A 23,255-nucleotide genomic window follows, 5' to 3' on the forward strand; every position below is an offset into this window, starting at 1 on the left:
AACCGACCGTATCCCTCAGGGCGAGGGGTGCAGCAGCGACTCACGCACGTCCATCAAGGCGAAGCCCAGCAGGTTCGACCCCCGCCACTGGGACGGCCGCCGCGCCTCGGGCCGGTCCTCGCTCAGGCCGATGCCCCAGATCGTGTCGAACGGGCTGGCCTCCACCAACACTTTCCCGTTCGTCCCCAGCAGGAAGTCCCGCAGCTTCTCATGGGCGCCGAACTTGGCCTTGTTGCCGGCGACGACGATGTCGTACCGGTGCCGGGCCCACGTGTCCTCGTCGAAACCCTTGACCCGGCGCCCCAGCGCCTTGGCCCGGCCCGGGTCCGGATCGGCGAGGATCCGTTCGACCGCCTGCACGTCGCCGAACAGTCGCGCCTTCTCGGCCATCATGTAGTGCTCGGCCGTCGCGTAGGTGACGCCGTCCACCGTGAACGGTGACGGATACCACTGGCTGAGGCACCCTTTCGGCTTCGTGCCGCCCCAGAACAGCACGAACTCCGGGAGCTCGCCGCGCCGCTCCAGCTCGATCAGCTGCTCGATGCGCATGCCCCCGAGGATCGGGCACCCGGCCGAGGACGGGCAACGCATTTGCGGATGAACGGAACGCACCGCGGTGTCCGTAGAGCCCGATACCCTGCCCAAGGTCCGGCAACGGTGGTGATGGGGGGACATGCCCGTGTCGGGGTCGGGTGACCGCGCGGCCGAACTGGAACGGCAGGTCGTCGAGTTCGTCCAGGGGACGGCGCCGTCGGGATGGCGCCGCATCGACCTGCGCTGCGCGGCCACGGTGGCGGTGAGCGAGGTGACCGTGGCCGTGCTCACCGCCGACGGCGCGGCCGTCCCGTCCGAGACCGTGCCGGCCCGGCTCACCGAGCTCTTGATGGAGCTGCGTCGCGCGCACTACGAACCCGACGACGGCACCTGGTTCTCCGCACTGTTCCTGATCGAGCCGGGCGGCCGCGTCGAGCGGCTCTACAACCGCGACTTCGACCCCGGCTGGGACCCGCCGATCCCCGCCGAGTGCTTCCAGCGCGACCAGGAGGTCATGCCGCGCGCCCCAGACCGCATGCCCGCATGGCTGCGGGCGCGCCTGGACGGCCGCGAGCCGGAGCACCGGCCCGAACCCGCCGCCCCCGAGCCGCTCGACCCGATCCGGCAAACGGAGTTGGTCACCCGCGATCTGGCGGTGGCGCTGGCCGACCGCGCTCCGGCGCTGTGGCGTCGCCTCCACGGCTGCTACCAGGCGGTGGGCGACCACATTGAGTTGCCGCCGGTGACGGTGTTCTTCGACGACGGCACCACGCGTCCGTGGGCGCCGCCCGCCGCCGTCGGGGCGCTGCTGGACCGCCTGCGCGCCGGCATGTACGCGTACGGGGGCGCCACATGGTCGCGGTTCGACTTCCAGGTGCGCTTCGAGGACGGCAGGGTGCTGGTCGACGGAAGCCACGCGGGCGACGCGGAACCCGCCTGGACCACCGAGCCCACCGCCGAAGACGTCCGCAAGGAGCTGCAGCGCTTCCCTGTGGAGAAGGTCCCCGAGTGGATGAGCCGCCGCCTGGCCGCCGCGTCCCCGCAGCCCGCGGCGCGGACGCCGCGCAAGGCGCGCGTCTTCGACCATCCCGGATCGGACGGCGCCCCGCCCTCGGTGTCGCGTCCGCCCGTCGCCCCCGAAGAGATCGACCGTCTGGCGGACTACCTGAACAGCGCGCCGCTGGTGCGGGCCGCCCGCTCGTACGCCCCCGACCAGCTCGCCCCCGAACGCGGTGACCGGGTGCCGCTGACGTTTCACACTGACGGCACCTGGGTCTGGGCCGGCGCGGTCGGCTACTACCTGCGCGAGCACGGGATCCCGCCCGAGCCCGACCTTGTGGAGCACATCCGCGCCCAGGGGTTCCGCGTCCCCGAGGTGGACGACGCCGCCATGGAGGCCGCCGGTGCCGCCCTGTCCGGCAAGCCCGCCGCGGCGCCGCCGCCCGTTGACCCGGTGTCCGCGTACTCCTCCGTTGCTCCGCCGGGTGCGGTCCCCGTCGCCGGACAAGCGCCACCCGTGCACGAGCCGCCGCAGGAGCAGGGGCCCATGTCAGGCTTTGCGTCTGCGGCTGCACCGCCTACTGCCGAAGCGGTTCCGGCGGGGCCGGAAGCAGGGCTTGTTCCCGGCCCTTCCTATGCGTCTGCCTCTGCCCCGGATTCCGGCGGGGCCTTTCAGGACGCCGGCCCCGCCGCGAATTCCGGTGCGGTTGCCGAGCCCGAGCACGCGTCCGGGCAGCAGCCGCCGCACGGGGCAGAGCACGCGCCTGCCCCAGAGGCCGGTCATGCGGCGAACACGGACCCCGCACCTGACGAGAAGACACCGGAGCCGACGACCGCCGCCGCGAACGACTCCGGCGCCGCCTCCGAAGAATCGCCTGCCGCCGAGCGCAACGCGGGCGACGGCGGGTACCGGTGGCGGACGTTCGTGCTGAAGCCGGAGGGCGAGGTCTGGCTCTCTCGGGTGCAGCAGCGGCTTGAGGAACTCGGCGTCGACCCGAGTGCGTACCGGCTGCGGGATACGGCCGAGGGCGCGTGGTGCCTGGTTCAGGACGGTCTGCGTTGGGCCGTGTTCCGTTACGAGGAGGGGGAGCGTCGGAACGAGGCCGTCTTCGACCGCGGGGAGCAGGCCGCCGCCCAGTTGCTGGGGGCCCTGCTGCTCGTCCCCCGGAACGATGTCCGGGACGCGCCGGCGACGGCTGCGAACGTCCCAGCGGCCCCACCTACCAGCGCCGAGACCCCGCCCAGCACGCCGCTCACCATTGCGGACGTCCCGCCTAACGTTGCGGACGCCCCGCTCACCATGGCAGACGTGCCGCCCAGCACTGGGGATGCTCCGCTCACCATGGCGGACACGCCCACTGGTGTCGCGGACGCGCAGCCCATCAACACACCGCCGGGGGATGTGGGTGCGCCGTTGACCATGGCAGATGTGCCGCCCAATGCGGACAGCCCGGCCGGTACCGCGGGCGTCCCGCTCACCATGGTGGACACGCCGTCCAGCGTTGCGGACGCCCCGCCCGCCAACACGCCGCCTGGGGATGAGGGCGCGCCGCTGACCATGGCAGACGTACCGTCTAGCGAGGACGGCCCGGCCGGTACCGCGGGCGCTCCGCTCACCATGGCGGATCGGCCGCCGGTGTTCGAACCGATGCCGGGGGAGCCGCCCCTCAGCCTGTTCCGCGACAAGGCGGAGGTCGAGCTGCAGGTAGGCGCGACCGTGGACCGGTTCGGAGAGGCCGACGGCAACGTGCTGTACGCGGCGCGCATTCCGTTCGGGCAGCGTTCGCTCCCCCCGGATTGGGTCGACCGGCCCTACCACCTGTACCGGGTGGAGCGGCCGGTGCGGGCGCTGTCGGGGGTCGCCATTCCGTGGTTCGACCAACCCGGCGGCGGCACCGCCTACGTGTTCGCGCGGTCCGTGGGCGATCTGGTCGCCGACGGCGTTCTCGCGGAGGTGCGGGACGTCCCGCCGCCGCCCGGATGAGCCGCGGGGCGGCCCCGGGTCAGGCCGAGCCGATCTGGGAGACCAGGTCCAGGCCGAGCAGCAGGTCGAGATGGATGAACGTCTCCAGCTTGGCGCCCGGAGCCACGTCCGGATCCTCGGCGAGCCGGTCGAGTGTCGCCAGCGCGGCGGGGCTGTTCAGGTCGTCGGCCAGGGCGTCCTGGCCTCGCGCCGCATAGGTCGGGTCCATGGGACGTCCCGGGGAGCGGGCCCACTCGGCCATCAGCCCGCGCCAGCGCGACAGGTCGTCCCGTGCGCGCTCGGCCGCGGCGGCCAGGTCGGCGGGCTCCCGGTAGCGGACGCGCAGCACCCCCAGCCGCAGACACAGGGGATCGTCCCCCGCCGGCGCGGCGTCGGGCACCACTACCGAGAGTCCGGGCCCGGGGGCGGGGCCGACGAACACCGCCGTGTCCGAGGCGGGCGCGGGGGCGACGGGGAAGTCCGGCAGGTTGAGGTCCGAGAACCCGTACGCCGACGGCTCCACGCCCTCGGCACGGGTCACCACGACCGGACGGCGGCCCGTGCGCTCGGCCACGCGCCGCAGCAGATCGGCGACGATCAGCGCCCGGTCGGCGCCGGCGGCGACGTGGACGCGCAGCGGGCCGCGCGCGACCTCCTCGGCCCGTCCGGTGCGATGGTCGTGCAGCCGCAGCATGCCCCCAGGCTAGAAGCCGGGCGGCGCCTCGGGGGCAGCGGCCGCCGTGTCGGCCTTGCGGACGGCGGCGAAGCGCAGCCGCACGTAGTCGGCCACCCAGCCGGATTCACGGCGCAGCGCCGGCGCGGCCAGGTCGTTGATGCGGGCCAGCAGCGGCTCGACCAGCTCGGGCGGCACCTCGGCGAGGGCGCCCGCGGCGTAGGTGCGCACCCAGTCCGCGGCGCCGTCCGGGCCCTCGGTCATGCGGGTGGGGCGGTCGGCGTGCTCCAGCAGCCGGATCGTGAAGCCGCCCGCCTCCAGCCTGGCGGCGTACTCGGCCGGGCTGGGGAAGTACCAGGGCAGCTCCGGCTCGCCGAGCCCGAACACCCGCCAGGCGGTCTGCATGGCGGCGATCAGCTCGGCGCAGTTGCCCGCCCCGCCCAGCTCGCCGACGAACCGGCCGCCGGGCCGCAGCGCCGCGTGCACCCGCGCGATGACCGCGTCCGGATCGCGGTTCATCCAGTGCAGGGCGGCGTTGGAGGCGACGGCGTCGTACTTCTCGGTGGTGGTGAAGGTGTGGGCGTCGCCGACCGCGAACGACAGACCGGGGTTGAGCGCCCGGGCTTGGGCGATCATCTCGGGGTTGCCGTCGATGCCCAGCACCTCGGCGCCGCGCTCGGCGATCTGCGCGGTGAACGTGCCCGTGCCGCACCCCAGGTCGATGATCCGCTCACCGGGCTGGGGGTCGAGCAGATCGACCAGGGGCGCGCCATGCGCGGAGACGTACCCGAAAGCGGAGTCGTACGTCGTGACGGCCCAATTCACCGTCGTAATTTATCCGAAAAACGGCCACTCGCGGGGTGGCGTTGCAGCAGGCGGGCGGCGTAGAGTGATCGGCTTCACTGATGGCGACGACCGTCCACGTTCCGTGGTCGGGCGCCCCCTGCCGGACGAGGGGCGCCGGTCGCGTACGGTCGGGGCCATGGACGAACGCGCGGGGACGCTCGGCGAGGTGCGGGTCGTGGGCGCCGAACGTCCCGACGGTCTTGAGCTCCGCACCCGTGGCCTTGCCTCCCGCGGGCTGCCCGAACTGCGCGTCCGCGGTCTCGCGCCCTACCTCGGCCAGGGGTGGGCGCGCATCCTGGCCGCGCTCGCCGGACGCGTCGCCGCGTCCGGCGGCCCGCCTTCCGGGGACGTGGAACTGGCGCCCGACGTGGCGTTCAGCCTGGCGCCCGGCGAGGGGCATCTCGTGCCCGGACCTCCCGACGGCTTCACCGGCCGGGTGGACGAGTGGAGACGCGAGGTCGTCTTCCGGCTGTTCCCCTCCGCCCGCTCTTGACGGGCCCTCTCCGCTGAGGTCGCTTTCGGACACGCCCGTGTCCGAGAGACGCCGTCGAGACCCGCGCGCAGGCCCGCTCCCGCGCCACCGGATCGCTTTCTAGAATCCTGTTCGACAATCGTCTCCGGGAGAGGGGCGCAGGTGTCGTACAGCGAGATCGACTACCGGGTGCGGGACGGGATCGCCACGCTCACGCTGAACCGGCCGGAGCGGCTGAACGCCTACACCTTCACCATGCGGCGCGAGATGCTCGACGCGTTCGACGCGATCGACGCCGACGACGACGTGCGGGCGGTGGTGGTGACCGGCGCGGGCCGGGCGTTCTGCGCCGGGGCCGACCTCGGGGCGGGCGGCGCCACCTTCGACCGGGAGAAGTCCCAGGACATGTTCGCGGGCGAGGACGACGTCCTGGACGACGGCACGCCCCGCGACGGCGGCGGCACGGTCGCGCTGCGCGCGGCCCGCTGCCTCAAGCCGTTGATCGTCGCGTTCAACGGCGCGGCCGTCGGCGTCGGCGTCACGATGACGCTGCCCATGGACGTGCGGCTGGCCGCCGACACGGCGAAGTTCGGGTTCGTGTTCGCCCGGCGCGGCATCGTCACCGAGGCCGCGTCGAGCTGGTTCCTGCCGCGTCTGGTCGGCATCTCCCAGGCCATGGAGTGGGCGGTGACGGGACGGGTGTTCGACGCGGCCGAGGCGCTGCGCGGCGGCCTGGTGTCGCGGGTCGTCCCGCCCGACGAGCTGCTGCCCGCCGCCTACGCGCTGGCCGCCGAGATCCGCGACAACACCTCCGCCGTGTCCGTGGCCGCGATCCGCCGCCTGATGTGGTCGGGGCTGTCGGCGTCGTCCCCGTGGGACGCGCACGTCGCCGACTCCCGCCTCATGGCCGCGCTGGGCGGCGCCCCCGACGCCCGAGAGGGGGTCACCGCGTTCCTGGAGAAGCGCGAGGCCGCATTCCCCATGAAAGTCACGACCGACCTCCCGCAGGAAGTCCCGGACTGGCCGATTCGCCCATGAAACGCCGTGGTGTGCGCCGCTTGACGCGGGGTATGCAGCGCCCAGCGGCAGGCGGGAGAGCGATGCGTTTCGGGGGGTGCGGTGCGAGGCAGGGGTTTCGTCGTCCTCGCGGTTCTCGGGCTGATGTTCGCCGCGGGGTGCGGCCCGGCCCCGTCCTATCGCGCCGGACCGGCCGGGGCGAAGGACGCCGACGGCGGCCCTGACGACGCGGGCCCGTCCGCCTCATCAGCCGGGCCAGGACGGGGGTCGTCCTCACCCTCCGCTTCGGAGGGGAACGAGGCGTCCGCGGAACAGCACGACCCCGGCCCGTCGATGCCGGCCACGCCCGAGCCGCGTCCGCGAAGGCTGCATTCCCCGGTCGACTGCTCGGTGGTCAAGTGCGTGGCGCTGACGTTCGACGACGGACCCGGCCCCTATACCGGCCGCCTGCTCGACGAGCTGCGGGCCGCCGACGTGCGCGCCACCTTCTTCCTCCTCGGGCAGAACGTGGCCGGGCACCGCCGCCTCGTGCGCCGCATGGTGCGCGAGGGGCACGAGGTGGGCAATCACAGCTGGTCCCATCCCGACCTGACCACGCTGCCGTCCGGGGAGGTGCGGGCGCAGGTGCTGCGGACCCAGCGGGCCGTCGAGGAGGCCGCCGGGGTCGCGCCCGTCCTGTTCCGCCCGCCGTACGGGGCGATCGACGCGCGGGTGGCGCGCACCGTCGGCATGCCCATGATCCTGTGGAGCGTCGACTCGCTGGACTGGCTGCACCGCGACGTCCGCCGCAACATCGTCGTCGGGGTCCGCAGGCCCCGGTCGGGCGGCATCGTGCTGTTCCACGACATCCACCGGCCCAGCGTCGCCGCCGTGCCGACCATCCTGGAGGGGCTGAAACGGCGCGGCTTCACCTTCGTCACCGTCTCGGAGCTGTTTGAAGGACGCCGCCTCGCGCCCGGCCGCCGGTACGCCGAACGCTGAGCCCGCGCCTTCCTGCCCGCGGGCGCCGTTCAGGCGCGACGGCCGCGCCGGGGCGGGGGAGCGGGCGGGACGACCTTGGCGGCCACCACGATGTCCTCGGGCACCTCGACCACCTCGCCGTGCCGCCGGCGGACCCGCAGCAGCCGACCGGACCACGATTCCAGGATGCCCACCACGTCGCTGTACTCCCCGGTGGGCAGCCGACGGCGCAGCGAGATCCGCTGCCCCGCGTCGGCCGGTGTGATCGACACCAGCGGCCGCGCGGCGCGACGGTCTGACATGTGAGGCCCCCCATGTCGAATCGACTACGCCGTGGTGGCAATACTATTCACAGCGAGCTTGCGGTGAGCCGTGGCGTACGGCGGGGCCGAAGGATCCGAGAGGAGTCACGAACGTGACCTACGTCATCGCGCAGCCCTGCGTGGACGTGCTCGACAAGGCGTGCGTCGAGGAGTGCCCTGTCGACTGCATCTACGAGGGGAAGCGAATGCTGTACATTCACCCCGACGAGTGCGTCGACTGCGGTGCGTGCGAGCCGGTCTGCCCGGTGGAGGCCATCTACTACGAGGACGACACGCCGGAGCAGTGGAAGGACTTCTACAAGGCGAACGTGGAGTTCTTCGACGAGCTCGGCTCGCCGGGCGGCGCGTCCAAGGTCGGCAAGATCGACAGGGACCACCCGATCGTGGCCGCCCTGCCCCCGCAGAACCAGGAGTAGGACCCGCCGACGACGGCGTGCCCCCGACCGAGGCCGGGGATCCCTGCGCCGTGGCGAGCCCGTGAGCCCGCCGTTCCGCCGGAAACGCAGCGCCCGTCCGGGGACGGACCCCTGAGGACCCCTGACGCGGGGGCCGGGGGCGGCCCCGTCGTGTGCGCGGCACCGGCGCCGATTGCGTACGCTCAAGGCCGTGGCCCGGACGTCGGGCCACGGCCTTCACGCTTCCCGGACGCGTGTCCTCCCGCGTGTCGGGTGCATGCGTCCGCCGAACTCGTCGGATGATCGTGACCGTCCGACCACCTGCGCAGAACGGAGCATCAGTGGTGTTCACGCTGCCGGACTTCCCGTGGGATCGGCTGCAGCCCTACCGGGAGCGCGCCCGGGCGCACCCCGGCGGGATCGTCGACCTGTCCGTCGGCACGCCCGTGGACCCCACGCCCGAGCCCGTGCGCGCGGCGCTGGCCGCGGCGGCGGACGCCCCCGGCTACCCGCAGACCTACGGGACCCCGCGGCTGCGCGAGGCCGTCGCGGGCTGGCTGCGGCGCCGCCTCGGGGTGACCGGGGCGGACCCCGACGCGGTGCTGCCGGTGATCGGCACCAAGGAACTGGTGGCGTGGCTGCCGACCCTGCTCGGCGCGGGCCCCGGCGACCGGGTCGTCTTCCCCGAACTGGCCTACCCGACCTACGACGTGGGCGCGCGCCTGGCCGGCGCCGAGCCGGTGCCCGCCGACGGGCTGCTGTCCCTCGGCCCCGTCAACCCGAAGATCGTCTGGGTCAACTCCCCGTCCAACCCGACCGGCAAGGTGCTGCCCGTCGAGCACCTGCGCAAGGTGGTGGCCTGGGCGCGCGGACGCGGCGCGATCGTCGTCAGCGACGAGTGCTACCTGGAGTTCGGCTGGGACCCCGACCCCGAGCGGCGGCCGGTGTCGATCCTGCACCCCGACGTGTGCGAGGGCTCGCACGAGGGGCTGCTGGCGGTCAACTCGCTGTCCAAGCGCTCCAACATGGCGGGCTACCGGGCCGGGATCGTCACCGGCGACCCGGCGCTGGTCAAGCGGCTGCTGGAGGTCCGCAAGCACGCCGGGATGATCGTCCCCGCGCCGGTGCAGGCCGCGATGATCGCCGCGTTCGAGGACGACGCGCACGTCGACGCCCAGCGCGAGCGCTACGCCCGCCGCCGCGCCGTCCTGCGCGAGGCGTTCGAACGCCACGGCTTCCGCATCGACCACTCCGAGGCGTCCCTCTACCTGTGGGCCACCCGCGACGAGCCCTGCTGGGACACCGTCGCGTACCTGGCCGACCTCGGCATCCTCGTCGGCCCCGGCGACTTCTACGGGCCGGGCGGCGCCCGGCACGTCCGCATCGCCTTCACCGCCACGGACGAACGCGTCGCCGCCGCGGCCTCCCGCCTCTGACCCGCGCCCCCACGCGCGTCGGCGCGTGACCCCGGCGGTGCCGGTGGACGCTCACACGGTCTTGCGGATGGTGTCGTCGACGGCGCGGCGGAACGCGGTCACCAGCGACTGGATCACCAGCGGTTTGAGCCTGCCCGCCAGCTCGATCAGCCGCCGCCGCTCGTCCGGCGGACGGCCGCGCTCCCGGTAGGGGCGGACGACCGTGTCCTGGAACACCTGCTGCAGCTCCTCGGCCAGCGCCCGGGTGTGCCGTTCGACGGCCTGATGCGTGGCCAGCAGCGTCTCCATCGGCATCGCCAGGTCGGCCAGCTCCGCGCCGACGCCGAGCAGCGCGGGGCTCACGATGCGCACCCTGCCGTCCCCCGCCGGTTCGACCACCCCGAGCGCCTGCAGCCGTCGGAGCGCGTCGTCGTCCAGCCGCCGCCCCGTCCGCCGGTCCAGCTCGTGCCGGTCGACCTCCTCGGGGGCCTCCGGAGCCCACGGCGACAGCAGCGCCCGGTGCAGCGCCAGGTCCTCGGGCGAGGCGTCGTCGGGCAGCCGCGCCAGGTGCCGTTCGATCGCCGCCAGCGTCAGGCCCAGCGACTGCAGCTCCCGGATCAGCTCCAGCCGGGCCAGGTGGACGGGCCCGTACAGGCCGGTGCGGCCGCGCAGTCGGGGCGGCGGCAGCAGGCCGCGACCGGCGTAGAAGCGCACCGTGCGCACGGTGAGCCCGGCGCGCGCCGCCAGCTCGTCGACCGTCAGCTCCTGGTCGTCCACCGTCCGGCCCCTCCCCCTATGTGACAGTTCCAGTGTTACATTGAACGGGGATCAGCAAGCACTTATCGAGGGAGCCGGGGACAGCGATGGCGCGCGACATCTTCACCGAGGAGCACGAGGCGTTCCGCGACGTGGTGCGGTCGTTCATCGCCAAGGAGATCGCCCCCTACCACGAGCAGTGGGAGCGGGACGGCGTCGTCTCCCGCGACGTCTGGCTCGCCGCCGGGCGGCAGGGCCTGCTCGGCATCGAGGTCCCCGAGGAGTACGGGGGCGGCGGCAACCCCGACTACCGCTTCTACGTCGTCCTCAACGAGGAGCTGGCCCGCGCGGGCGTGACCGGGCCGGGCTTCGCCGTGCACAACGACATCAACGGCTCCTACCTGCTGCGCCTGACCACCGAGGAGCAGAAGCGCCGCTGGCTGCCCGGCTACTGCTCCGGCGAGATCATCACCGCGATCGCGATGACCGAGCCCGCCGCCGGCTCAGACCTGCAGGGCATCCGCACCACCGCGATCCGCGACGGCGACGCCTACGTCCTCAACGGCTCCAAGACCTTCATCTCCAACGGCATCCTCGCCGACCTGGTCATCGTCGTCGCCAAGACCGACCCGTCCGCCGGGCACAAGGGCGTCAGCCTCCTCGTCGTCGAACGCGGCATGGAGGGCTTCGAACGCGGCCGCAACCTGGAGAAGGTCGGCATGCACGCCCAGGACACCGCCGAGCTGTTCTTCAACGACGTGCGGGTGCCCAAGGAGAACCTCCTCGGCGAGGAGGGCATGGGCTTCATCTACCTGATGCAGAACCTGGCCCGCGAACGCCTGTCCATCGGCGTCGGCGCGCAGGCCGCCGCGGAGGCAGCGTTCGAGCAGACCCTGGAGTACTGCCGCACCCGCGAGGCTTTCGGCCGTCCCATCGGCAAGTTCCAGTACAACCGCTTCACCCTCGCCGAGATGAAGACCGAACTCACCGTCACCCGCAGCTTCACCGACGAATGCATCGCCAAGGAATCGCGCGGCGAACTGACCGCCGAAGAGGCGGCGATGCTCAAGTACTGGAACACCGAACTGCTCAAGCGCGTCGTCGACCGGTGCGTCCAGCTCCACGGCGGATACGGTTACATGACCGAATATCCGATCGCCAAGGCCTACCAGGACGTGCGCATTCAAACCATCTTCGGCGGCACCACCGAAATCATGAAGGAAATCATCGGGCGCTCCCTCGGCGTGTGACGCCGGGTGATCAGGGCTTGCGGCAGACCGCCCCGTACACGTCGACGTCCTCCGGTTCGCCGAAGGCGGTGGATTCCGGCCGCCACTTCAGGCACGACACCTGCCCCGGCTCGATGAGCTCCAGCCCTTCGTAGAGCTCGGCGAGCTGGGCGGGTTCGCGCAGCACATAGGGCACGGCGCCGGTGTCGTCGTATTCCTGCTGCGCCTTCTTCAGCGCCTCGCCCTGCACCTCGTACGTGCCGTCGTAGTGGATGAAGAAGCTGCCGGGGCAGAGGGCGTCCAGCAGGCGCCGCACGATCGCCTTGGCCTCGTCCCAGTCCTCGATGTGGCCGAGGATGCCCATCAGCATGAGCGCGACCGGCTTGCTGAAATCCAGGGTCTTGGCCGCCTCGGCGAGGATCGTGTCCGGTTCGCGCAGGTCCGCCTCCACGTAGGTGGTGACGCCCTCGGGAGTGGTGTTGGTCAGCAGCGCCTCGGCGTGCACGAGCACCAGCGGATCGTTGTCGACATAGACGATCTTCGACTCGGGGGCGACGCGCTGGGCGACCTCGTGCGTGTTGTCCATGGTCGGCAGCCCGGTGCCGATGTCGAGGAACTGGCGCACGCCCTCCTCGGCCGCGACGTACCGCACCGCGCGGGTCAGGAAGACCCGGGACGCCCGCGCCATGTCGACGACCCCTGGCGCCAGCTCCCGATACCGGTCGCCGGCCTCCCTGTCCACCGGGTAGTTGTCCTTGCCGCCGAGCCAGTAGTTCCAGATCCGCGCCGAATGCGGCACGGACGTGTCGATCCTGGAGGACGGCGGCAGGTCGGAGCCTGATGCGCGTTCCGTCATGGGGCCCAACTCCTACTGTGCGGTTGTCAATGGCGCGATGGTACTTCTCTCGCAATAGCTGACATAGCATCCACGCCCGGCGATTTCGAGTGCGGAAGAACGGTCGACTTCCCACTGGTCGAGCGCTCGGCGCCCTGTCAGGTTCCATTCGCGTCGCCGTCGCCTGAGATATCAGCGGATAAGTCCTGAAAGTGCGTGCTGTCTATGTCAGAGCCAACTCGGCAAGGCGGCCTTCGGTGATGAATGTCAAGTGCCGGGGATGCGTGACCGTCGGGACTCGACGGCCGCCCCCCGGCGCCGAAGGCGTCGTGGCGTGCAGCGCCGCGAGGACGGGGGCTGGAGCGTCACCGGGGGACCGCCGACAGGCGGGTCATGCCGTGCTCGGCCCCTGCTGCTGCTCGCGGGCCCTCCTCAGCAGATCCCGCTTCGCCTGGATCTCTTCGTCGCTGATCGGTCCGTGCTCGGCCTCCGCGACGCTGATGAGCTCGTCGAGGTTGTCCCGTTCGAACCGGCGGGCCGCGGCCGCCGCGACCGCGCCCAGGCCAACATAGGCGGACAACCCCGACGGTCCGCTGCGGGCGCGAGCCGCCTCGGCGATGTCGCGGGGCAACGTGATCGAGTACTTCCGAGTGGGCTCGCGCATGCTGCCCATGCCGCCTCTCATGCCACCACCGGCCGGAGGGGGCCGACTCGCAGTGCTCGGACGTCGCCGACGGTGAGGGACGACGGTGAGGGCTGGGCGGGCCGGGGCGTCAGCGGATGATGACCTTGTCGGAGGGGGCCTTGGCGTCGCCGGTCCAGCCGTCGTGGCCCTCGTCGACGGTCCAGTGCTTGCCGTCGTACCTGATCTCCGTCAGGCCGTACATCTGGGCGTGGGTGACCGCCCACGAGGCCACCGCCCACCCGAGGCGGGGGGTGGTCACGCGGATCGCGTCGAAGTCGCGGGCGCTCGCGTTGGCGTGCCCGCCGCCCAGCAGGCGCGGCGGCGTGTCGACCTGCAGGCGGCTGCCGAAGGCGCGGCGCATCTCGCGGATCGCCTCGGCGCGGCGCGGGGCGGTGCGCTTGTCGGGCGAGAACCAGCAGCGCACCGCCGCCGGCTCCCGGCCGGTGAACGCCCGCGCCAGCAGCTTGCCGTCCGGCTCGTGCTGGGCGTAGGCGCGGCCGTCGGCGCTGCGCTGCACCCGCTGGGCGGCGTCGTGCAGGTCGCGGTCCAGATAGTCCTTCACCTTGACCAGCGCGTCGAAGAACTTGCTGGTGGACTGCACCGGGTCGCGCAGCTTGTCGGGGGTGCCCCAGCCCTGGGACGGGCGCTGCTGGAACATGCCGACCGAGTCGCGGTCGCCGTAGGGCAGGTTGCGGATGTGCGACTCCTGGATCGCGGTGGCGTAGGCGATCACCGCCGCGCGCTCGGGCAGCTGCTTGCGGTACGCCACCGCGGCGATGGTGGCGGCGTTGGCGGCCTGCTCGAGGTCGAGCGGCTTCTTGCCCAGCGTCGTGCGCACCTCGCAGTTGGAACCGTGCAGGTAGGGGCGGACCCGCGAGTACAGCGCGTACCCGCCCGCGGCCAGCCCCACGACGACCACCAGCGTGACGGTGGCCCAGCGCCACCGCGTGGTCTTCAACCTCCTCGCCCATGCGGTCACGCGTCGACCGTACCGGGGAATGGCCACCAGTAAGCTCAAGAGCCATGACCCAAACGTTCACCAGCCCGATCTCCGGCGTCATCGACGAGCTGTGGGAGCGGCGAGCCGACCTTTCTCCGGAGGACTCCGAGGCCCGCGCGGCCATCGTGGAGGCCGTCGACCTGATCGACACCGGGCGGGCCCGGGTCGCCCAGGTGGACCCGGAGAGCGACGAGGTCGTCGTCGACGAGCGCGCCAAGCGGGCGATCCTGCTCAGCTTCAAGGTGCTCGGCATGGTGCGGTCGCAGGTGGGCGACTTCCAGTACCACGACCGGATCCCGCTGAAGAGCCGCCTGGACGGCGTGCGCGTGGTGCCCGGCGCGATCGCCCGCTGGGGCTCCTACCTCGCGCCCGGCGTGGTGCTCATGCCGTCGTTCACCAACATCGGCGCCTACGTCGACTCCGGCACCATGGTCGACACGTGGGCGACGGTGGGCTCGTGCGCGCAGATCGGCAAGAACGTCCACCTGTCCGGCGGCGTGGGCATCGGCGGCGTGCTGGAGCCGCCGAACGCGGTGCCGGTGGTCATCGAGGACGGGGCCATGATCGGCAGCCGGTCGATGATCGTCGAGGGGGCCCGCGTCGGCAAGGGCGCGGTGGTCGGCTCCGGGACGAACCTGTCGGCGTCCATGCCGGTCATCGACGTGGAGACGGGCGAGGAGATCAGCCGCGGCCGCATCCCCGACTGGTGCGTGGCCGTCGGCGGCACCCGGATCAAGGAGTTCAAGGGCGGCACGTTCGGCCTGCCCGCCGTGCTCGTCCTCAAGCGGCTGGAGCCGGGGCAGCGGCACGACAAGGCCGAGCTGAACGACATCCTGCGCGACCACGGCATCAACACCTGAGGACGGGGCATGCGGCTCGACCTGCACGCGGACGTGGCGGACCTGACCGCCGCGATCGTCGACATCGCGTCGGTGAGCGGCTCCGAGGGGCCCCTCGCCGACGCGGTCGAGGCGGCGCTGCGGCCCCTGCCGCACCTGTCGGTGGACCGCGACGGCGACACCGTCGTGGCGCGCACCGACCTGGGGCGCGCCGAACGCGTCGTCATCGCCGGGCACCTGGACACCGTGCCGCTCAACGACAACCTGCCGTCGCGGGTCGAGGGCGACCGGCTGTACGGGTGCGGCACCACCGACATGAAGTCCGGCGTGGCCGTGGCGCTGCGCCTGGCCGCCACCGTGCCGGAGCCGAGCCGCGACGTCACCTACGTGTTCTACGAGTGCGAGGAGGTCGAGGCCGAGCGCAACGGCCTCAAACGGCTGGCGGCGGCGCGTCCGGAGCTGCTGGAGGGCGACTTCGCGGTGCTGATGGAGCCCACCGCCGCCCAGATCGAGGGCGGGTGCCAGGGCACCGTGCGCGTCGACGTCACCGCGACGGGCGCGCGGGCGCACAGCGCCCGCGCCTGGATGGGCTCCAACGCCATCCACGCGGCCGGAACGATCCTGGACGTGCTGCGCTCCTACGAGCCGGCGCGTCCCGTCGTGGACGGCCTGGAGTACCACGAAGGCCTGAACGCGGTGTTCATCAGGGGCGGCGTCGCCGGCAACGTGATCCCCGACGAGTGCGTCGTCACCGTCAACTACCGGTTCGCCCCCGACAAGTCGCTCGACAAGGCCGTGGCGTACCTGCGGGACCTGTTCGCGGGCTTCGACGTGACGGTCGTCGACGGGGCGCCCGCGGCCCGGCCCGGCCTGACCCACCCGGCGGCGGCCGCCTTCGTCGCCGCCACCGGCGCCCCGGTGCGGGCCAAGCTCGGCTGGACCGACGTGGCCCAGTTCGCCGAGCTCGGCGTCCCGGCCGTCAACTACGGCCCCGGCGAGCCGACGCTGGCCCACACCAAGGACGAGTACGTCGAGATCCCGCTCATCGCCGAGTGCGAACGGCGCATGCGCGCCTGGCTCACGTCCTGATCGGCTGCGGGACGGCTCCGCGACGCGCCGACCGCCCGGGGTAGCAACCTTCCGGCCCGTCCGGCAGGTGGTAATTCCCTGGCTCGGACCGCGTGGTGGATGCCAAGGTGAGGGGCATGACTTCGGAAGTGAGTCCCCGGAAGCGACGTCAGGGACCCGCGATGCTGCGGGGCCGGGCCGTGCCGCAGACGACCACCGACCAGCGGCTGCTCGACAGCCGCGGGCCGGCCGACTGGGTCCACGCCGACCCGTGGCGGGTGCTGCGGATCCAGGCGGAGTTCGTGGAGGGCTTCGGACTGCTGGCCGAGCTGCCGCAGGCGGTGAGCGTGTTCGGCAGCGCCCGGACCAAGCCCGGCTCGGAGGAGTACGAGCTGGCCGTCGAGATCGGCGCCCGGCTGCACGACGCCGGCTACGCCGTGATCACCGGCGGCGGGCCGGGGATCATGGAGGCGGCCAACAAGGGCTGCGACGAGGCCGGCGGCCTGTCGGTGGGCCTGGGCATCGAGCTGCCGTTCGAGCAGAAGCTCAACGACCACCTCGACATCGGCGTGCAGTTCCGGTACTTCTTCGTCCGCAAGACGATGTTCGTCAAGTACTCGCAGGCCTTCGTGGTGCTGCCCGGCGGGTTCGGCACGCTGGACGAGCTGTTCGAGGCGATCACCCTGGTGCAGACCCGCAAGATCACGCAGTTCCCGATCGTGCTGGTCGGCACCGAGTTCTGGGGCGGCCTGCTGGAGTGGATCAAGGCCACCATGCTGCCGTCCGGCAAGATCTCCCCCGAGGACCTGGACCTGGTGCGCCTCACCGACGACCCCGAGGAGGTCGTGCGCGTCATCGTCGAGGCGCACCGGGAGCAGGAGCGGACGCTGCAGGAGGAGGCGGCGGCGCGCGCGGCCGCGGCCGAAGCCGGGACGGACGGCACCTGATGGCCGAGTCCGACATGCGGGGCTCCGGCCTCGCGGTGTGCGTGTTCTGCGCGTCCAGCAACCGGATCGACCGGAAGTTCATCGACCTGGCCGCCGAGGTCGGCGCCGAACTGGCCCGCCGCGGCCACACCCTGGTCAGCGGCGGCGGGCAGGTGTCGTGCATGGGCGCGGTGGCCCGCGCCGCGCGGGCGGGCGGCGCCCGCACCGTCGGGGTGATCCCCGAGGGCCTGGCCGCCCTGGAGATCGCCGACCACGACAGCGACGAGCTGATCGTCACGCCGGACATGCGCACCCGCAAGGGCGAGATGGACCGCCGCAGCGACGCCTTCCTGGTGCTGCCCGGCGGCATCGGCACCTTGGAGGAGCTGTTCGAGATCTGGACGTCCCGGGTGCTCGGCATGCACAGCAAGCCGCTGGTGCTGCTCGACCCGTACGGGGTGTACGAGCCGCTGCGCCACCTGATGAGCCGCCTCGCCGACCAGGGGTTCGCCCGCCCCAAGATCTTCGACGCGATCGGCTGGACGGGGTCGGTCACCGAGGCGTTCGACCTGCTGGAGCGGTCGCAGCCGCTGATCCAGGCGACCGCCGAGGACTACGCCGAAGCCGAGCCGTGACCCGGCGCCGGGCGGCGGCCGGCCCGGCGCGCCGGGGACGCCGCCGCCCCGGACCGTGATCCCTGCCCGCCCGGCGGGGCCGCCGCGGCCCGCCGGGCGGACTGCGTCCCGCATGTTTTCCCGCCCTGCCGGGATCGGTTCACCGCGGGTTCACCGGGGGCCGCGAAGCTCCCCGGTGGCCTGAGCACGACACCTAAGGAGAACCGATGTCCGTGTCTCGTCGCGGGGTGATGAAGGGCGGCGCCGTCGGCGCGCTGTCGATCGCCTTGGCAGGAAGCCTCGACAGTATCTTCCAGACGTCCGCGGGAGCCGACGTCGGCGAGGCGTACGGCTACGGCCCGCTGGTGCCCGACCCCAAGGGCGTGCTCGACCTGCCCAAGGGCTTTTCGTACACGGCGTTCTCCGCCCAGGGCGACACGATCGAGAGCGGCGGGCTGGTGCCCGGCAAGCACGACGGCACCGCGACGTTCAAGGGCCCCCGCCCCGGGGTCACCCGCCTCGTGCGCAACCACGAGCAGACCGACAGCGGCGTCAAGCCCACCGCGCCCGCCCGGCTGGTGTACGACCCCGCCGCGTACGGCGGCACCACCACCCTGGACGTGGACCGCAACGGCAGGCTGATCTCGCAGTACGTCAGCCTCGCCGGGACGGCCACCAACTGCGCCGGCGGCCGCACCCCCTGGGGCACCTGGCTGACCTGCGAGGAGACCGAGGGGTTCGGCGGGCAGACCAAGAGCCACGGCTGGGTGTTCGAGGTCGACCCGTCCGGCCGCCTCACCCGGCCCGAGCCGATCAAGGGGATGGGCCGGTTCGCGCACGAGGCCGTCGCGATCGACCCGCGCACCCACGTCGCCTACCTCACCGAGGACGCCGCGAACCCGTTCGGGCTGTTCTACCGGTTCACCCCGCGGGTGCACCGGGGCGGCTACGGCAGCTACATGGCGGGCGGGCGGCTGGAGGCCATGTACGTCCCCGGACTGCCGGACCTGTCCGTCGTGCAGGAGCCGGGCGCCGTGTTCCGCGTCAAGTGGCTCAAGGTGCCCGACCCGTCGGCCGCCGCCACCTCCACCCGCAAGCAGTTCGACAAGATCACGCGGAGTCAGAAGCTGGAGGGCGCCTGGTGGGGCCACGGCAAGGCGTACTTCGTCGCCAGCTACTCCCGCACCGGTGACGGCGCCGCCGCCGACCACGCCGGGCAGGTCTGGACGTACGACCCGCACCGCCAGACGATCGAGCTGGAGCTGGTGTTCAAGCCGGGCGGCCGGTTCGACGGCCCGGACAACATCACCGTCTCCCCGTACGGCGGCGGCGTGATCCTCGCCGAGGACGGCGACGGCGAGCAGTACCTCGTCGGCACCACCCGCAAGGGCAGGCCGTTCGCCTTCGCCCGCAACGCCTTCAACGGCAGCGAGATGACGGGCGTGACGTTCTCGCCCGACGGGCGGACGCTGTTCGCCAACCGCCAGGACCCGGGCGTCACCTTCGCCATCACCGGCCCCTGGCACCGCCTGCGCGCGTGACGGCCGCCGCTCGCGCGTCCGCCGACTTCGAAGAACGGGCCCGCCGCCGACTGCGCTGCCGGCGGCGGGTTCACGCGCGCTCAGGCGAGACCGCGGCGCGCGAGTGCGGGGGGACGCGTCCCCCGGATCGAGTCGACCATGTCGACCACCTGCTGCACCGCCGCCACTTGCGCCTCCGGCACCCGCAGCGTCCGCACCCCCAGCCATACGTAGACGGCGGCCGCCGCCAGCAGCCCCGCGTCCGGGCCGGGGTCCTCGGATTCGAGCGTCACCAGCACCGGCCGACCGGTCGCCACCAGCTCCGCCACCCGGTCGGCGGACGGCGCGACGCCCGCGTCGGCGACGCCCTCGGGCACCTCGGCGTCCGCCGGGACGACGCGCTGCGCATGCACCTCCATGCCCAGATCGTGGCACGATCGGTCAGGGGAGGCGTAGACAGATCGGAGCGAGATCGTGGTTGTGGTGCTCGTCCTGGCCGGCCTGGCCGTCCTGGGCGCCGTCGTGGTCGTGGCCATGGGCCGCGGCGGCGAGCTGGCCCCGGCCCGTCCCGACCACCCGCCGTTCCGGCTGCCGCCGGGGCTCGCCGCGCCGGATCCGGCGCTGCTGCGGCTGCCGCGCGGCCTGTGGGGCTACCAGGTGGAGGTCGCGGACGAGACGCTGCACCGGCTGGCGTACGCGCTGTCGGAGCGCAACGTCCGCGTGGCCGAGCTGGAGCGGCAGGTGGACGCGCTGCGGCGCCGCCTCGGCGAGACGGGCGGCGCGCCCGCCGACCGCCCGTACCCGTCCTACGACCCCGAGATCGAACCGAAGCTGTACGGGCCGGCCGAGCCGCGGCGCTGGGACGACCCCGGCGACGGCACCATCGACCTGAACGGGCGCCGCGACGACGAGGGCCCCCGGTGAGCCGCGTCGCCGTGCACGCCGAGGCCGCCGCGCCGGCGGCGGCCGAGGACGTGTTCGCCGTGCTCACCGACTGGCCCCGGCACGCCGAGTGGATGCCGTTCACGCGCGCCCGCGGCGGCCGCGGCGAGGGCGCCGCGCTGGTGGCGCGCACCGGCGTCGGCCCGGTCGGCGTCACCGACACCATGGTGATCACCGAGTGGCGGCCGGGACGCCGCGTCGCCGTCCGCCACACCGGGCGGATCGTCCGGGGGGAGGCGTTCTTCGCGGTGGCGCCGCTCCCGGGCGGCGGCAGCCGCATCACCTGGGCCGAGCGTCTGGACCTGCCCCTCGGCCCGCTGGGCCGCGCCGCCTGGCTGGTCGCGGGCCCCGTGGTCCGCGCGTTCATGGGCGTCGCCCTCCGCCGCCTGGCGCGACTGGCCCGGCACCGCACCGAGGCGGCCTGAGCGGCCGAAATGTCGGCGGCGTGCGGTAGAACGAAGCGGTGAGCACGGCGATTCTCGGCGAGGACGGTCTGGCGCGCTGCCCGTGGGGCGTGTCGGCGCCCGACTACGTCGCCTACCACGATGAGGAATGGGGCCGCCCGGTCCGCGACGACCGGGGGCTGTACGAGCGGTTGTGCCTGGAGGCGTTCCAGTCGGGCCTGTCGTGGCTGACGATCCTGCGCAAGCGCGAGGGCTTCCGGGCCGCGTTCGCCGGGTTCGACCTGGAGAAGGTCGCCGCGTTCGACGCGTCCGACGTCGAGCGCCTGATGGCGGACGCGGCGATCGTCCGCAACCGGGCGAAGATCGAGGCCGCGATCGCCAACGCGCGGGCCGCGCTCGACCTGCCCGGCGGCCTGGCGGCGACGGTCTGGCGGTACGCCGATCCCGACGCGCCCGCCCCGCGGACCACCGCCGACGTCCCCGCGTCCACCCCCGGGTCGCAGGCCCTGGCCAAGGAGCTGAAGAAGCACGGCTTCCGGTTCGTCGGCCCGACCACCGTGTACGCGCTCATGCAGGCCTGCGGCCTGGTCGACGACCACCTCGTCGACTGCCACCGCCGCGGCGCCTACCGCTGACCCTCGCCCCTCGCGGCGGGCGCCCGGGTCACTCGGCCTTGGCGGCCTCCAGGACGGGGACGGCGGCGGCGCGGCGGGCGGGCAAGGCGGAGGTGGCCAGGGTGACCGCGGCGGCCCCGGCGGCGACCAGCGGGAACAGCCACCACGGCGGCTGCGGGCGCAGGAAGGAGCTCCCGGTCGTCACGTGCAGCAGGGCGACCGCGCCGACCGCGACGCCGACGCCGAGCAGGGTGCCGAGGACGACCACGGTGGCCGCCTCCCAGCGGACGATCGAGCGGATCTGACCCGCCGTCGCGCCGACCGCGCCGAGCAGCCCGAACTCGCGGGTGCGTTCGAAGACGCTCATCGACACGGTGGTGGCCATCCCGAACAGGGCCAGCAGCAGGGACATGCCGAGGAACCCGTACATCAGCGTCAGCCCTCGGGTGGCGGCGCCGGCGGCGTGGTCGACGTAGGCGGCCCGGTCGAGCACCCGGGCGCCCGACACCCCCGCCACGGCCCGCGCCAGGTCGTCGGCCGAGCCGCCGCGGACGAGCACGGCCTGCGTCGCGGCGTTGGGGTCGATGCGGTCCATCGTCGCGGGCGCCGCCAGGGCCTGGTCGGCGAACAGGTGGGACGGGTCGTGGTAGACGACGGCGACCGTCAGCGCGACCCGGCCCGTCGCGCCGCGCACCGTGATCCGCTGGCCGCGGTGCAGCCGCTGGGCCGCCACGACGGTCGACGACAGGGCGATCTCGCCGGGACGCAGCGCGCGCAGCCGCCCGCCGAGCCGCAGCACGTCGCGCATCCCGGTCTGCTCGACGCCGCTGACCGTGAAGACGAACGGCTTGGCGTCCTCGTCGGGGGACGGGCGGCGCGCCGGCGCGACGAGCTTGACCTCCGTCTGGGTGAGCGCCACCGCTCGGGACACCCCGGGGACGGCCGCGACCCGGTCCGCGGTGTCGCGCGGCAGCGGGGCTCCGGCGCCGTCGGAGGCCACGCCGGTGGCGGCCACGACGTGGTCGGCCGCCAGCACCCGCCGTCCGGCCTCGTCGAACCGGGCGTGCACCGACAGCGCGATCAGCGCGGTGGCGACGACCAGCGCCACGCCCAGCATCAGCGCCGACGCGGCCGACGACACGCGCAGCGGGCTGCGGGTGACGGCGGCGCGGGCCAGCCGTCCGGTCTCGCCGGCGACCAGCATCGCGACGCGGCCGACCAGGCCGCCCAGCGGGCCGACGAAGAACGGGGCGAGCAGGGCCAGCGCCGCCACGGCCGTCAGCGTGGCGAACAGGATCATCAGCGCGACGGCGACCGTGCGGTCGGGGCCGGGCGGTTCGTCGGCGCGCACCGCGAGCGACAGGCCGTACCAGCCGCACGCGCCCGCGAACACGACGGCCGCGCCCAGCAGCCGGGGTCGGCGGCGGCCCCGCGTCTCCGCGGCGGCGGTGCGCAGCGCCTGGATCGGCGAGATGCCGGCGGCGCGGCGCGCGGCCCGCCACGCGGCGAGCTGGGTGACGAGGATTCCGGCCGCCGCGGGCACCAGCAGGGCTATCCAGCCGAACTGGGCGTCGGCGGCGGAGATGTCGAATCCCTCCTCGGCGAACAGCCGGGTGAGCAGCGCCGACACCGGGTATCCGGCGGCCACCCCGCCCGCCGCGGCGACCGCGCCGACCACGAGCGCCTCCAGCCTGATCAGCCGTTTGACCTGCCGGGGGGTGGCGCCGATCGCGCTGAGCAGCGCCAGCCGCCGGGCGCGCTGCCGCACGAGCGTGCCGAAGGTGTTGGCGACGACGAACAGCCCCACGAAGATCGCGACGGAGGCGAGCATGCCGATGGCGCCGCCGATCGACGCGCCGGCGGACCGCACGTCGGCGGTCTGCGCGTTCCGCACGGACGCGGCCGTCCGCACGGTCGCCGCGCCGTCCAGGGCCCGGGCCAGCTCGCCGCGCAGCCGGTCGGCGGGCACGCCCGGGGCGGTCTTCACCCACACGCTCTGCCACGAGCCGGCGGGCAGCCGGGCGGCGTCCGCGACCGCGGCGGGCGGCGCCAGCACCAGGTGCCCGGCGGCCACGGCGCCGCGGCCCTGCACGGTGACGATCCCGGTGACCGTCACCCGCTGGACGCGGTGCGGCAGCAGCAGCGTCATGGCGCCGCCGACGTCCAGCCGCCCGGCGCGGGCGGCGTGCCGTGTGATCGCGACCTCGCCGTCCGCGGCGGGCGCCC

Annotated in this window: 25 protein-coding genes; 15 read left to right on the forward strand and 10 right to left on the reverse strand. The window is 73.5% G+C overall.

Features of this window, described 5'->3' with window-relative positions:
- Positions 1-15: 15 nt before the first annotated feature.
- The gene (locus AR3_RS19745) at positions 16-549 is read right to left on the reverse strand and encodes a riboflavin biosynthesis intermediates N-glycosidase (RefSeq protein ID WP_217998650.1); all 534 of its coding nucleotides are present in this window, start codon (positions 547-549) and stop codon (positions 16-18) included.
- A gap of 130 nt (positions 550-679) precedes the next feature.
- On the opposite strand from AR3_RS19745, the gene AR3_RS32305 reads away from it, so the two are divergent.
- Positions 680-3,517 carry a glycohydrolase toxin TNT-related protein gene (locus tag AR3_RS32305; protein WP_227022959.1) on the forward strand — a complete coding sequence of 946 codons (2,838 nt, stop codon included), beginning with the start codon at positions 680-682 and terminating at the stop codon, positions 3,515-3,517.
- A 19-nt stretch (positions 3,518-3,536) separates the two neighbouring features.
- Here AR3_RS32305 and AR3_RS19755 read toward each other — a convergent pair whose 3' ends face one another.
- The gene (locus AR3_RS19755) at positions 3,537-4,190 is read right to left on the reverse strand and encodes a hypothetical protein (RefSeq protein ID WP_067915717.1); all 654 of its coding nucleotides are present in this window, start codon (positions 4,188-4,190) and stop codon (positions 3,537-3,539) included.
- A 9-nt stretch (positions 4,191-4,199) separates the two neighbouring features.
- Complete coding sequence (locus tag AR3_RS19760) at positions 4,200-4,994, reverse strand: class I SAM-dependent methyltransferase (protein WP_067915718.1); 795 nt, start codon at positions 4,992-4,994, stop codon at positions 4,200-4,202.
- Positions 4,995-5,151: 157 nt separating this feature from the next.
- On the opposite strand from AR3_RS19760, the gene AR3_RS19765 reads away from it, so the two are divergent.
- The 3 genes from AR3_RS19765 (at position 5,152) to AR3_RS19775 (ending at position 7,485) form a co-directional block, all read left to right on the forward strand.
- Positions 5,152-5,508 carry a hypothetical protein gene (locus AR3_RS19765; protein ID WP_067915719.1) on the forward strand — a complete coding sequence of 119 codons (357 nt, stop codon included), beginning with the start codon at positions 5,152-5,154 and terminating at the stop codon, positions 5,506-5,508.
- A 141-nt stretch (positions 5,509-5,649) separates the two neighbouring features.
- On the forward strand, positions 5,650-6,525 hold the full coding sequence (locus AR3_RS19770) for an enoyl-CoA hydratase-related protein (protein WP_067915720.1): 876 nt from the start codon (positions 5,650-5,652) through the stop codon (positions 6,523-6,525).
- Positions 6,526-6,837: 312 nt separating this feature from the next.
- The gene (locus AR3_RS19775) at positions 6,838-7,485 is read left to right on the forward strand and encodes a polysaccharide deacetylase family protein (RefSeq protein WP_067915721.1); all 648 of its coding nucleotides are present in this window, start codon (positions 6,838-6,840) and stop codon (positions 7,483-7,485) included.
- A 29-nt stretch (positions 7,486-7,514) separates the two neighbouring features.
- Here the strand turns inward: AR3_RS19775 and AR3_RS19780 are convergent, their stop codons facing one another.
- Positions 7,515-7,766: a putative acetyltransferase gene (locus tag AR3_RS19780; protein WP_067915722.1), complete on the reverse strand. Its 252-nt coding sequence runs from the start codon at positions 7,764-7,766 to the stop codon at positions 7,515-7,517.
- A 113-nt stretch (positions 7,767-7,879) separates the two neighbouring features.
- Between AR3_RS19780 and fdxA the strand changes: the two genes are divergently transcribed.
- Both fdxA and dapC read left to right on the forward strand, forming a co-directional pair.
- Positions 7,880-8,203: a ferredoxin gene (gene fdxA / locus AR3_RS19785; protein WP_067915723.1), complete on the forward strand. Its 324-nt coding sequence runs from the start codon at positions 7,880-7,882 to the stop codon at positions 8,201-8,203.
- Between the two features lie 323 nt (positions 8,204-8,526).
- The gene (dapC, locus tag AR3_RS19790; RefSeq protein ID WP_106258258.1) at positions 8,527-9,618 is read left to right on the forward strand and encodes a succinyldiaminopimelate transaminase; all 1,092 of its coding nucleotides are present in this window, start codon (positions 8,527-8,529) and stop codon (positions 9,616-9,618) included.
- A 51-nt stretch (positions 9,619-9,669) separates the two neighbouring features.
- On the opposite strand, the gene AR3_RS19795 is transcribed toward dapC, so the two are convergent.
- Positions 9,670-10,374: a MerR family transcriptional regulator gene (locus tag AR3_RS19795; RefSeq protein WP_106258198.1), complete on the reverse strand. Its 705-nt coding sequence runs from the start codon at positions 10,372-10,374 to the stop codon at positions 9,670-9,672.
- Positions 10,375-10,460: 86 nt separating this feature from the next.
- Between AR3_RS19795 and AR3_RS19800 the strand changes: the two genes are divergently transcribed.
- Positions 10,461-11,603 carry an acyl-CoA dehydrogenase family protein gene (locus tag AR3_RS19800; RefSeq protein ID WP_067915726.1) on the forward strand — a complete coding sequence of 381 codons (1,143 nt, stop codon included), beginning with the start codon at positions 10,461-10,463 and terminating at the stop codon, positions 11,601-11,603.
- 10 nt (positions 11,604-11,613) lie between these two features.
- On the opposite strand, the gene AR3_RS19805 is transcribed toward AR3_RS19800, so the two are convergent.
- The 3 genes from AR3_RS19805 to AR3_RS19815 all read right to left on the reverse strand — a co-directional run bounded on the left by AR3_RS19805 (position 11,614) and on the right by AR3_RS19815 (position 14,060).
- Positions 11,614-12,438: an SAM-dependent methyltransferase gene (locus tag AR3_RS19805; RefSeq protein ID WP_067915727.1), complete on the reverse strand. Its 825-nt coding sequence runs from the start codon at positions 12,436-12,438 to the stop codon at positions 11,614-11,616.
- Between the two features lie 370 nt (positions 12,439-12,808).
- Positions 12,809-13,090, reverse strand: coding sequence for a CopG family transcriptional regulator (locus AR3_RS19810; protein WP_227022960.1), 282 nt, complete (start codon positions 13,088-13,090; stop codon positions 12,809-12,811).
- Positions 13,091-13,190: 100 nt separating this feature from the next.
- Entirely contained in the window at positions 13,191-14,060 is an 870-nt protein-coding gene (locus tag AR3_RS19815) for a hypothetical protein (RefSeq protein ID WP_067915728.1), read from the reverse strand.
- A gap of 65 nt (positions 14,061-14,125) precedes the next feature.
- Between AR3_RS19815 and AR3_RS19820 the strand changes: the two genes are divergently transcribed.
- From AR3_RS19820 to AR3_RS19840, 5 genes are all read left to right on the forward strand, one after another.
- A complete protein-coding gene (locus tag AR3_RS19820; protein ID WP_067915729.1) occupies positions 14,126-14,962 on the forward strand; it encodes a 2,3,4,5-tetrahydropyridine-2,6-dicarboxylate N-succinyltransferase in 837 nt (278 codons plus the stop codon).
- A 9-nt stretch (positions 14,963-14,971) separates the two neighbouring features.
- A complete protein-coding gene (dapE, locus tag AR3_RS19825) occupies positions 14,972-16,030 on the forward strand; it encodes a succinyl-diaminopimelate desuccinylase (RefSeq protein ID WP_067915730.1) in 1,059 nt (352 codons plus the stop codon).
- 116 nt (positions 16,031-16,146) lie between these two features.
- On the forward strand, positions 16,147-16,956 hold the full coding sequence (locus tag AR3_RS19830) for an LOG family protein (protein ID WP_067915731.1): 810 nt from the start codon (positions 16,147-16,149) through the stop codon (positions 16,954-16,956).
- On the forward strand, positions 16,956-17,570 hold the full coding sequence (locus AR3_RS19835; RefSeq protein ID WP_227022962.1) for an LOG family protein: 615 nt from the start codon (positions 16,956-16,958) through the stop codon (positions 17,568-17,570). The genes AR3_RS19830 and AR3_RS19835 overlap by 1 nt, the downstream gene beginning before the upstream one ends.
- Before the next feature lie 206 nt (positions 17,571-17,776).
- Positions 17,777-19,090, forward strand: coding sequence for an alkaline phosphatase PhoX (locus AR3_RS19840; RefSeq protein ID WP_067915732.1), 1,314 nt, complete (start codon positions 17,777-17,779; stop codon positions 19,088-19,090).
- 80 nt (positions 19,091-19,170) lie between these two features.
- On the opposite strand, the gene AR3_RS19845 is transcribed toward AR3_RS19840, so the two are convergent.
- Positions 19,171-19,488, reverse strand: a complete 318-nt coding sequence (locus AR3_RS19845) for a hypothetical protein (protein WP_067915733.1) — start codon at positions 19,486-19,488, stop codon at positions 19,171-19,173.
- A 55-nt stretch (positions 19,489-19,543) separates the two neighbouring features.
- Between AR3_RS19845 and AR3_RS19850 the strand changes: the two genes are divergently transcribed.
- The 3 genes from AR3_RS19850 to AR3_RS19860 are packed head-to-tail and all read left to right on the forward strand — an operon-like array spanning position 19,544 to position 21,050.
- Positions 19,544-19,993: a hypothetical protein gene (locus AR3_RS19850; protein WP_146150181.1), complete on the forward strand. Its 450-nt coding sequence runs from the start codon at positions 19,544-19,546 to the stop codon at positions 19,991-19,993.
- Positions 19,990-20,436, forward strand: coding sequence for an SRPBCC family protein (locus tag AR3_RS19855; RefSeq protein WP_067915735.1), 447 nt, complete (start codon positions 19,990-19,992; stop codon positions 20,434-20,436). The genes AR3_RS19850 and AR3_RS19855 overlap by 4 nt, the downstream gene beginning before the upstream one ends.
- A gap of 38 nt (positions 20,437-20,474) precedes the next feature.
- Complete coding sequence (locus AR3_RS19860; RefSeq protein WP_067915736.1) at positions 20,475-21,050, forward strand: DNA-3-methyladenine glycosylase I; 576 nt, start codon at positions 20,475-20,477, stop codon at positions 21,048-21,050.
- Positions 21,051-21,078: 28 nt separating this feature from the next.
- On the opposite strand, the gene AR3_RS19865 is transcribed toward AR3_RS19860, so the two are convergent.
- The coding region (locus AR3_RS19865) for an FtsX-like permease family protein (RefSeq protein ID WP_067915737.1) at positions 21,079-23,255 on the reverse strand (2,177 nt) is incomplete at its 5' end.

Origin of the sequence: Actinomadura rubrobrunea NBRC 15275 (genome assembly GCF_001552235.1) — a bacterium.
Lineage (GTDB): Bacteria > Actinomycetota > Actinomycetes > Streptosporangiales > Streptosporangiaceae > Spirillospora > Spirillospora viridilutea.